The organism is Georgenia sp., assembly GCF_054605595.1.
On sequence record NZ_JBTSDU010000121.1, the window covers coordinates 1 to 9,441 of the forward strand.

The following is a 9,441-nucleotide window of genomic DNA, read 5'->3' on the forward strand; positions in this document are numbered from 1 at the left end:
GCTCGGCGACGGCGCGGCGGGTGAGCATGCGGCCGAGGCCGCGGCCCTGGGCGTCCGGGTCGACGCCGAGGGCGTAGATCTCCCCCTCGTCGGAGCCCGGGAGCACCTTGATCCACATGGCGGCCGTGGGGGTCGTGGGGTCCTCGTCGAAGGCGAGCCACAGCAGGGCCGGGTCGAACCAGTCCTCGGCCTCGCGGGCGCGCAGGTCCTCCGCCGTCATCCGGCCCTGCTCCGGGTGGTGGGCGAAGGCGCGGGCGTTGAGCGCGACCCAGGCGTCCTCGTCCCGGCCCGGCTCGAAGGCGCGCACGGTCACGCCCGGGTGGTGCGGCGGTGCGTCCGTGGGGCCGAGCGGGGCGGACATCTGCATGAGCTCGCGCACCACCCGCATCCCCGCGCCGGCCGCGAGCGCCTGCGCGTCGGAGAGGTTGCCGTGCGCCCATACCGATACGGGCCCGGCCCGGCGGACGGCGTCGAGCAGGGCCCGGCCGACGCCGCGGCGGCGGTGGCGTGGGTGGACGGCCAACTCGGCACTCGCCTCCACACCGCGGTCGACCTGGGCATAGCCCACCAACACGCCGTCCTCGATCGCGAGGACGTGCTCGACGGTGCGGGTGGGGCGGCGCACCTCGAGCAGCGTCTGCTCGGAGAGGGCCGCGACGTCGTCCTCGCGCTCCACCGCCCGTGCCAGCTCGAGCACCTGCTCGGGTGCGACCTGTTCGCCCAGCCGGGCCACCTCGACGATCACGCCGCCACCTCTCCCATGCCCGGGGCCGAGCGTCTCTCCGCTGCCGGGTCGTGGTCCCATTCCATCACCCCTCGGCCACGGTGCGATCCTGCCGGCCCGTCACCCGCCGGTGAAAGGCCCGCTGCCCGTCGCCTACCGGCCCGCCGGTGAAAGGCCCGTCACCCACCTCCCACCGGCCCGCCGGCCCGTCACCCGTCGGCTACCGCCCGCCCCCGACGCCTACCAGCCCGTGGCTGCGGGCCGGTCGGCGCGGCGGCTGGGGGCTAGGGGTGCGGGGGCAGCATGCGGCGCGAGACGTCGGGCGTGGTGGCGGGCCCGGGGCTGGCGTCGGCGATCCAGGGTCCGGTGCCTTCGGAGGCGTCGAGGATGCCGGCCTCGGCCCACACGTACTCGTCGGCGAGGACTTCCCGGGCGAGGCGCTCGTCCCCGCGGTCGGTGTTGTGCCACAGCTCGGTGAAGAGGCGATCCACGCGTAGCCGCGACTGCCGGCACCAGGCGTCGGCGAGCCGGGTGGCGGCGGCACCGGTCTCGGCGCCGTCGTCCTCGCGTTGCATCTGCGCCCGCACGCACACGGCGGACATGGCGAACAGTTCGGCGCCGATGTCGACGATCCGGCCGAGGAAGCCTTGCTTCTTCTCCAGCCCGCCCTGCCAGCGGGCCATCCCGTAGAAGGTGGAGCGGGCGAGGCGGCGCGAGGACCGCTCGATGAAGCGGAGATGGGTCGCGAGCGGGCCGTGCTCCCGGTAGCTGGTCGGCAGCTGTCCCGCGCCGCCGAACAGGGGCGGCAGCCAGGTCGCGTAGAAGCCGCCGGCCCGCGCGGCCGCCTTGGCCTTTTGGGTGAGGTCGGCGTCGGGGTCGATGATGTCGCCGGCGACGGCGAGGTGGGTGTCCACCGCCTCGCGGGCGATGAGCAGGTGCATGATCTCCGTCGACCCCTCGAAGATCCGGTTGATGCGCAGATCGCGCAGCACCTGTTCGGCGGGGACGGCCCGCTCGCCGCGCGCGGCGAGGGACGCCGCCGTCTCGTAGCCGCGGCCGCCGCGGACCTGGACGAGCCGGTCGGCCACCTGCCAGGCCATCTCGGAGGTGAAGAGCTTGGCGAGGGCGGCCTCGATGCGGATGTCGGTGCGGTGGGCGTCGGCGAGGTGGCTGGCGAGCTCGAGCACCGCCTCCTGGGCGTAGGTGGCCGTGGCCATGTAGGCGATCTGGTGGGCGACGGCGGCGTGCTCCCCCACCGGCCGGCCCCACTGGACCCGTTCGCGGGTCCACTCGCGCCCGATCTTCAGGGACCACTTCGAGGCGGCGACGCACAGCGCGGGGATGGACAGGCGCCCGGTGTTGAGCGTGGTGAGCGCGATCTTCAGGCCGAGACCCTCGCGGCCCAGGAGGTTGGCGGCGGGCACCCGCACCTGGTGGAACCGCGTGACGCCGTTCTCGAGCCCGCGCAGCCCCATGAAGGCGTTGCGCCGCTCGACCGTGATGCCGGGACTGTCGCACTCCACGACGAAGGCGGAGATCCCGCCGCGGTGCCCCTCCGAGGCCGGCACGCGGGCCATGACGACGACGAGCTCGGCGACGACGCCGTTGGTGGACCAGAGCTTGACGCCGTCGAGGAGGTAGGCGGCGCCGTCGTCCGTGGGGGTGGCGGTGAGGTTGAGGCGGGCGGGGTCGGAGCCGACGTCGGGCTCGGTGAGCAGGAACGCCGAGATGGCGCCGGCCGCGCAGCGGGGCAGGTAGGCGCGCCGCTGCTCCTCGGTGCCGAACTGCCGGACGGGCTCGGGCACACCGATGGACTGGTGCGCCGAGATGAGCGCGCCGACGGATGGGTGCGCGGTGCCCAGCAGCATGAGGGCGCGGTTGTAGTGCACCTGCCCGAGGCCGAGGCCGCCGTACTCCTCGGGGATCTTGATGCCGAACGTGCCCAGCTCGGCGAGGCCGGCGATGACCTCGTACGGGATGCGGTCCTCACGCTCGATGCGGGCACCGTCCACGTGCTCACGCAGGAACTCGGCGAGCTTCGCGAGGTAGGCGTCCCCGCGGGCGGCGAACGCCGGTTCGGGTCGGGGGTGCGGGGTGATGAGATCGAGACGGAAGCGGCCCAGGTAGAGCTCCTTGGCGAAGGATGGCTGGTCCCACTCGGAGGGACGCGCCTCCTCGGCGACCCGCCTCGCCTCCCGTTCGCCGACCTCCCGCCGGGCCGGCGGTGCTCCACCGGCTTCGGGTGTTCCGGTGCGCGTGTCCTGTGTCGTCGTGACCATGAGAGCTCTCCCCGCCGTCGTTGCCGGTACCGGCAGTACTACATACCTTCGGTACCGGCAGTATCACCCACCGGGGCGCGGAGGGGAAGGGCTCCGGGTGTTCAACTGAGTCTTCCGGCGCGGTAGAGGCCGGCGGCCTCCTCGAACTCTTCCGCCGTGCTCAGCAGCGCGCCGGCCCGGCGGGTGACGGTGAAGGCGAGGTCGTCGTCGTCCTCCTCGATCCAGTCGGCGTGCAGCGCCGAACCGGTGGCGAGCACGCGGAGGAACGCGGCGGCGCGCTCGAGGGTGACGGCGAGGTCGCCGTCGAACACCCCGGAGAGCACCCGGTCGCACAGCTCGCGGACGTCGTCGGGGCCTGGCGGCCCGGCCACGCCGGCGATGGCGCCGGCCACCTCGGCCCGATCCAGGCCGAGGCGGTACCGGTCCGCGACCGTGTGCGGGTCCCGGCGGACCCACTCGCGCAGCAGGTACAGGCGCCACAGCGTGCCCGGCAGCGTGGTGGGCGGGCTGCGGTGCCAGAGTGCGGCGATCTCGTCGAGGCCCTCGGTGTCCACGAGGGTGACCAGGCGCTGCACGAGCTCCGGGTCCTCCGCGCCCGCCCGGCCGCCGTGGACGATGGCGGAGGCGGTGGTGTGCGCGACCTCGGAGCGGCTCGCGGGATCCTCGTCGCCCACGATGAGTTCGGCCTGGGCGGGGTCGAGGATCGCCGGCCGCCGCGGTTGACGACGCTCGCTCATGTCCTGCTCCTTCGCTGCTCGGTCCTCGGGTCCTGCAATTGTCTCGCACCCAGGGCCGGCGCGCAGAGGGCCGACGTTCCGACGCGGCCGGCGAACAGCAAAGACACCGGTCTCCTGGGGGTGCTCATGATAGTCGCGAACGCACTGCCTGCAGGCGAAGGTTTCCCGCTCGGCCTTGGGTGCCCCTACGATCGGAGATATACCCCCCGCATCGTGTCACGAAGGAGTGGATTGTGGACATCGGCGAGAAGCTCGCATCACTGGCGACCAAGGTCGAGCAGCAGAAGGCGAATATCGAGACCGAGGAAGCCACGAAGAACGCCTTCGTGATGCCGTTCATCTCGCTCGTCCTGGGCTACGACGTTTTCAATCCGCAGGAGGTCGTACCCGAGTTCACAGCGGACGTCGGCACCAAGAAGGGCGAGAAGATCGACTACGCCATCGTCAGGGACGGCGAGGTCCAGATCCTGATCGAGTGCAAGACGATCGGCTCACCGCTGACGATTAATCACGCCTCACAACTCTTCCGCTACTTCGCGACAACCAACGCGCGGATCGCCGTGCTCACCAACGGTGAGCGATTCCACTTCTTCACGGACCTCGACCGCCCAAACCGGATGGACGACAAGCCGTTCCTCCAGATCGACCTCACCGACCTCGACCCGGCTGAGTTCCCTGAGGTCGAAAAGCTTACCAAGGACGCCTTCGACCTCGACTCCATCGTCTCTGCCGCAGAAGAACTCAAGTACGTCGGCGCGCTCAAACGTGTCCTCGCCGCACAGTTCAAGGAGCCCGACGACGACTGGGTCAAGGTCCTCACCACACGCGTGTACGAGGGCTCTTTCACGCAGAAGGTCCGTGAGCAGTTCGGGCAACTCGTCCGCAAGGCCTCCAAGCAGTTCCTCGCCGACCAGGTCAACGATCGACTCAAGACTGCCCTCGGTGCCCAGGGTTATGTACCCACCTCGTCGGAACCGCTCACCGGAGAGGTAGCAGCACAGGAGTCTGTAGCTGAAGCAGAGGCTGCGGCAGCAGACAAGGGCGTCGTCACGACCCTTGAGGAGTTGGAAGCCTTCCAGATCATTCGAGCCATCGCCTGCAGCGAGGTCCCAGCCTCCCGAGTCGTGGCACGCGACACCAAGAACTACTTCGGCGTGCTGCTGGATGACAACAACCGCAAGCCCATCGCGCGCCTGCACTTCAACACCGGCCAGCGGTACCTCGGCACGCTCGACCACGACAAGAACGAGACGCGACACCCCATCGACACCCTTGAGGAGATCTACCAGCACGCCGACCAGATCCGCACCACGGTGCGCTACTGGCTCGAGTGACACCGGGCTCACCGCTTGTCAACACCCCGGACGCCCCACGTCACCTCTCATACTTCCGTCTAGGGTTCCGTGGAGCGTTGCTCGCTCGCGAGCGGGATCTCGGCCTCTGGGGATTCCACTCTTCGACTGGGACCGGCGAAAACACACTCGTGTCGTCCCCGCAGAGGTTGTCGCGGCGGGAACGCTGGAGATGAGAGGGACCACCGACCTCGACCTGCGGTTGTGCCATGGGGTCGTTGCTGATGCAGGTGGCTTCGGCGCGGCGCACGTCGACCACGGGCATGAGCCGTCGTTAGCGGTAGTGGATTCCGCAGCAGATGACATCGACCCGCGGGTCGTGGTCGCGGGCCGCGATCCGTCCGGCTTCCCGAGCGACGCGAACGTCACGCGTGTTGTCGTCTTCAGGTGGGCGAACATGGGTACGTCGTGTGCCGGACGAGCCGGTACCGGCACAAGGAACACGGTGCGACGGACACCACGGCCGTCCCGTCTTGTCGCCGCGGGACGTGCCGTGCGCGTCCGCTGGTGGCGTCGCGAAGAGATCGCCGTACCTGTGGGGGCGTTGCTCTTCGTCGCCGGCAGGAACCCAGTACGTCTCCGGTCGGGGGTACCAGACATCCGCGATGAGGTCTCTCCGCGTAGGCATCAGTCGAGGTTAAGCTCGTCGTCCCTGCCGGACTCGTCGAGGTTGGCGCTGGTGACCCGGAGTCGGGCCCGGGCGATGGGCTCGCCATCCTCGCCTGAGCTGAGGGTGAGCGGGAACTGGACGGCAAACTCCGCGACCGCCCGCCAGTCGTTGCTGCCATGTCCGGGCACGAGCCGGTCGAGGGTCTCGGATGGGATGGCGAGACGAGGGACCCTTCGACTTCGTCGTCGCGGGTGACGGCCACCGCGTCGGGCGCGACCCATGCCTCCACTATCGGTCACCCGACAATCTCGTACAAGATGTTGCGCAACTTTCGCGAACGTGACGAGGTAGTCAACGCTCCCAACCCGGCGTTCAGCGGTCAGTGGTCGTCGAGGCGGACCTCCAGCGAGCGTCGGTCAGGGGGCCCAGCGCGCCAGAGGCGCCGCCAGATGCTGGCATACTTCCGTGGAGGGTTCCGTGGAGCGCTTCGCGGACTAAAGAGTGGAACCCCCCGGGCCTCTAGCTCAATCGGCAGAGCAGCGGACTTTTAATCCGCGGGTTGTGGGTTCGAGCCCCACGGGGCCCACCTGACCTGCGGTTTCGCACCGTTGGCGACTCGGGGCGAGCCAGAAGCGAACCAAGAACGAACCACCTAACTTCCGCGCGGCAAGGTCGGCGAGGGCGGCGGCGTGGTCGGTGGTGCTGACGGCGCGCCGCCCGAGGTAGTGGTCCAGGGTCGTTGAGGGGCGGGCGTGGCCGAGCTGGTCGACGATGTGGCGGATGCTGAAGCCCTGGTCGTCCAGCTGGGAGGCGACGGTCTTCTGGAAGGTGTTGCTGGTCACCAAGGGGTAGCCGATCCGGTCCAGGGTCGCGCGCAGGTCGGCCTGGGTGTCGGACGGGTCGCGCAGTTGACCGGTCGGTGAGCAGAACACCACCCCGGCGGGTCCGGTCGGACGCCCGACCGCTCGGCGGTGACGCAGCGTGTCGAGCACCGGTGCGGGCAGGGCGAGAATCCGCTGGGACGCGGGGGTCTTGGTGTGCGGCTGGATGCGCAGCCCGTGCCGGGGAGGCGGATGACGGTGGCGTTGATGTGCACGGCGCTGACGGTCAGATCCAGGACGCCGTCGCGTACGGCAGCGGCCTCTCCGATGCGTACCCCGGTGCCGAGCATGAACTGCACCAGGTCGGGCAGGTCGAGCAGGTCGAGCAGGTCGCGCGGGGGTCGGCGGCGAGGCGTGTCTGCAGGTCGCTGGCCTCGGCTGGGGTCAAGGCTCGCGCCTGACGGTGGTTGCAGGCGATGGGTCTGGAGTCTCGGACCTGGTTGTGGCTGATCGCGCTGTGCCGCACGGCGTCGGCGCACAGGCTGGACAGCGCCCGGCGGGCGGCCCGGGCCGGCTGGGTCCCCTTGTTGACCCGGATCAGAGCCAGGGCCCGGTCGATGACCGCCGGTGTGAGCTCGCCCAGGCGGACCTCGCCCAGCGCCGGGCGGACGTAGAGCCTGCCGCGGCCTCGTAGAGTTGGCGGGTGGCGGGCGCCAACGACCCTGCCTCGAGATCGGCCCGCCACAGGCTGATGGCCGCCGCGACCCGCGTCCCACCGGTCCAGTCCCCTGCGGGGAAGACCGCCCGTTCCTGGATCGCGCCCAGGAGCCGTGTTGCGGCTTCGCCGCGGGTGGCGCCCCACCGGGTCGCCGGCCGACAGGTCCCGTCGAAGTCGCGGAACCTTGCCCGGGCCCGCACCCGTCCCGAGACCGGGTCGTCGTGGAAGTCGATGCGCCGTGAGCACCCAGCGCCAGCGGTGGTCGTCCCATCCACGCACGCTAGGACGACCCGGCAGTGACGGTGCCCGCCGATACGGTGGCCATATGGCACGCCAGGACAAGGACCGTCGGAGTCCTCGCGACCGCACCCCCGCGTCTTCGCCACCATCGCCGCCCGCGGCGTGGAGGATCGAGATGTGGGAGGACCAGGACGGGTCTTGCCCGTTCGCGTCCTCGGTCGCACAGCTGGACCCGTACCGGCAGGCGGTGCTGGACGCGCGCCTCACCCACATCCTGGCACCGATGGGCATGGCGGTGGCGTCCACCGAGTGGGGCAAGGCACTGGGGCAGGGCCTGTACGAGCTGCGCATCCGCCGCTCCCTGCACGCGATCCGCACCTGGGGCCTGTCCGACCCGCCACCGGCGGCCAGCCCGGAGGAGAGACAGCCGGTGCTGCTGCGGGTGTTCTTCACCGTGCACGGCAACCGGGTCGTGCTGTTGTTCCAGGCCTACGACAAGGGTGGCGACCCGTCGGAGAAGCGGCAGCGCAAGGAGATCGCCGAGGCCCGCAGACACCTGCGGGCGTGGCGGTCCTCACGTTGACCGTTCATGCGTCAAAGCACATACTGGGGTGACGCCCGAGGAGGTGAACCGTTCATGGCCACCCGTTCCTACGACGACTTCGCCACCCAGATGAAGGCCGCGTGGAGCCCCGACGTGCGCGACGTGCACGATAAGCTCGCGGCCCAACTCGACGCCGAGGTCGCCGAGCGCATCCGGCTGGGCAAGCAGATCGCCGACCTGCGCCGGTCCCGCCGCCTGACCCAAGGCAAGCTCGCCGCGCTGTCCTCGGTGCGCCAGCCGGAGATCTCCCGCATCGAGCGCGGCGTGGGCAACCCGACCGCCGACACCCTGACGAAGCTGGCCGCGGCGATGGGCGCCCACGTCACGCTGGTCAGCGACGAGACAGCCGTGGCGTACGACCAGGAGCCCGCCGTCGGCGCGTGACAGCATGAGCCCGTGGCGCGCCCGTGGTTGTCCACCACCGTCGACCTGATCGAGGGCCGAGGCGAGACCTTGGTCTTCGTGGTGGTCCCGGCGATGGTGTTCACGATCACCTCATGGCTGGTCAACGGGCGGCCGCGCCAGTTCATGGAGATGTGGGAGAACAGGCGGTGTTCGATCTTGTGCCACTTCGATGTTCCCGGCGGGAGGTGGCAGACGGTGATGGTCAGCCCGGCCTCAGCCTCGATCCACCGATCGTCAGGGTGGGTCGTGACGCATGGGTGCCCCGGACAGGACACGCGTGTCGGTCCCGCAACATGGAGGGGCCACCCCGTGAGGCTCTGCGAGAACATCCAAGAACTCGTAGAGAAGGAATCACACGATGGCCCAGCTCCAGTCTGCCCTGCTCCACCTGCCCTGACAATCGCAGAGGACGCCGGGTTCGGTTTCATCGTCGGCTCGCGGATCACCACGGTGCCCCCACTGCGTCGCGGTGCACGCAGCGACCCCGCTGCCCCACCGCGAACGGCGTGACGAACGGTTGGGAGGCTCGCCGACGCGCTGCCGGCCAGATCCAGGTCAGAGCGGCAGGCATGACTCGCGTAGATCGCCGTCGTGGTACTGCTGAACGTTTCGGCTGGGGCGCTCGGCGACTTCCGGCCGGAGCCTCGTCTCGCGGGTGTAGCCCCGAGTGCTCGCGGACGGCGTCGCGATACTTTTGGTTGCCTCGCCCTCGGCACGGCAGCGCGCGGCATTCCGCGGCCGGCGTGAGGCACCCTCACCCCCGCTCGGCGGCCAGGCAGGCAGGGGGAAGGTCGAACCAGCGCAACTGCTCGAAGTCGGCCGACACCAGGTGGTCGATCGGGCCGTCGGGGGCAGGTGTGGCTGCCGTGAGCACAGCCTCGGCCTGCTCGAGGTAGCCCTTGAGATCGGACTCCGGTGCGCGGTCCTGATGGCTCGGGTAGCGCATGGCGC

Annotated in this window: 8 protein-coding genes, 1 tRNA gene and 2 pseudogenes; 5 read left to right on the forward strand and 6 right to left on the reverse strand. The window is 70.3% G+C overall.

Annotated features, from left to right (window positions below; genetic code table 11):
• The 3 genes from mshD to ACYC1Z_RS12355 all read right to left on the reverse strand — a co-directional run.
• The coding region (gene mshD, locus ACYC1Z_RS12345; RefSeq protein ID WP_461409829.1) for a mycothiol synthase at positions 1-745 on the reverse strand (745 nt) is incomplete at its 3' end.
• Positions 746-1,008: 263 nt separating this feature from the next.
• The gene (locus ACYC1Z_RS12350; RefSeq protein ID WP_461409830.1) at positions 1,009-3,003 is read right to left on the reverse strand and encodes an acyl-CoA dehydrogenase family protein; all 1,995 of its coding nucleotides are present in this window, start codon (positions 3,001-3,003) and stop codon (positions 1,009-1,011) included.
• 101 nt (positions 3,004-3,104) lie between these two features.
• Entirely contained in the window at positions 3,105-3,740 is a 636-nt protein-coding gene (locus ACYC1Z_RS12355; protein ID WP_461409831.1) for a hypothetical protein, read from the reverse strand.
• 233 nt (positions 3,741-3,973) lie between these two features.
• On the opposite strand from ACYC1Z_RS12355, the gene ACYC1Z_RS12360 reads away from it, so the two are divergent.
• On the forward strand, positions 3,974-5,074 hold the full coding sequence (locus ACYC1Z_RS12360) for a type I restriction endonuclease (RefSeq protein WP_461409832.1): 1,101 nt from the start codon (positions 3,974-3,976) through the stop codon (positions 5,072-5,074).
• Positions 5,075-5,719: 645 nt separating this feature from the next.
• Here ACYC1Z_RS12360 and ACYC1Z_RS12365 read toward each other — a convergent pair.
• The gene (locus tag ACYC1Z_RS12365; protein ID WP_461409833.1) at positions 5,720-5,890 is read right to left on the reverse strand and encodes a hypothetical protein; all 171 of its coding nucleotides are present in this window, start codon (positions 5,888-5,890) and stop codon (positions 5,720-5,722) included.
• 325 nt (positions 5,891-6,215) lie between these two features.
• On the opposite strand from ACYC1Z_RS12365, the gene ACYC1Z_RS12370 reads away from it, so the two are divergent.
• The 4 genes from ACYC1Z_RS12370 to ACYC1Z_RS12385 all read left to right on the forward strand — a co-directional run bounded on the left by ACYC1Z_RS12370 (position 6,216) and on the right by ACYC1Z_RS12385 (position 8,469).
• A tRNA-Lys gene (locus ACYC1Z_RS12370) sits at positions 6,216-6,288 on the forward strand.
• 166 nt (positions 6,289-6,454) lie between these two features.
• Positions 6,455-6,625, forward strand: coding sequence for a hypothetical protein (locus ACYC1Z_RS12375; protein WP_461409834.1), 171 nt, complete (start codon positions 6,455-6,457; stop codon positions 6,623-6,625).
• Positions 6,626-7,656: 1,031 nt separating this feature from the next.
• A complete protein-coding gene (locus ACYC1Z_RS12380; RefSeq protein WP_461409835.1) occupies positions 7,657-8,064 on the forward strand; it encodes a hypothetical protein in 408 nt (135 codons plus the stop codon).
• 54 nt (positions 8,065-8,118) lie between these two features.
• Complete coding sequence (locus ACYC1Z_RS12385; RefSeq protein ID WP_461409836.1) at positions 8,119-8,469, forward strand: helix-turn-helix domain-containing protein; 351 nt, start codon at positions 8,119-8,121, stop codon at positions 8,467-8,469.
• 71 nt (positions 8,470-8,540) lie between these two features.
• Here ACYC1Z_RS12385 and ACYC1Z_RS12390 read toward each other — a convergent pair.
• Positions 8,541-8,705: pseudogene (locus tag ACYC1Z_RS12390) on the reverse strand (ISAzo13-like element transposase-related protein); the annotation flags it as partial.
• 539 nt (positions 8,706-9,244) lie between these two features.
• Positions 9,245-9,441, reverse strand: a pseudogene (locus ACYC1Z_RS12395) (aminotransferase class V-fold PLP-dependent enzyme); the annotation flags it as partial.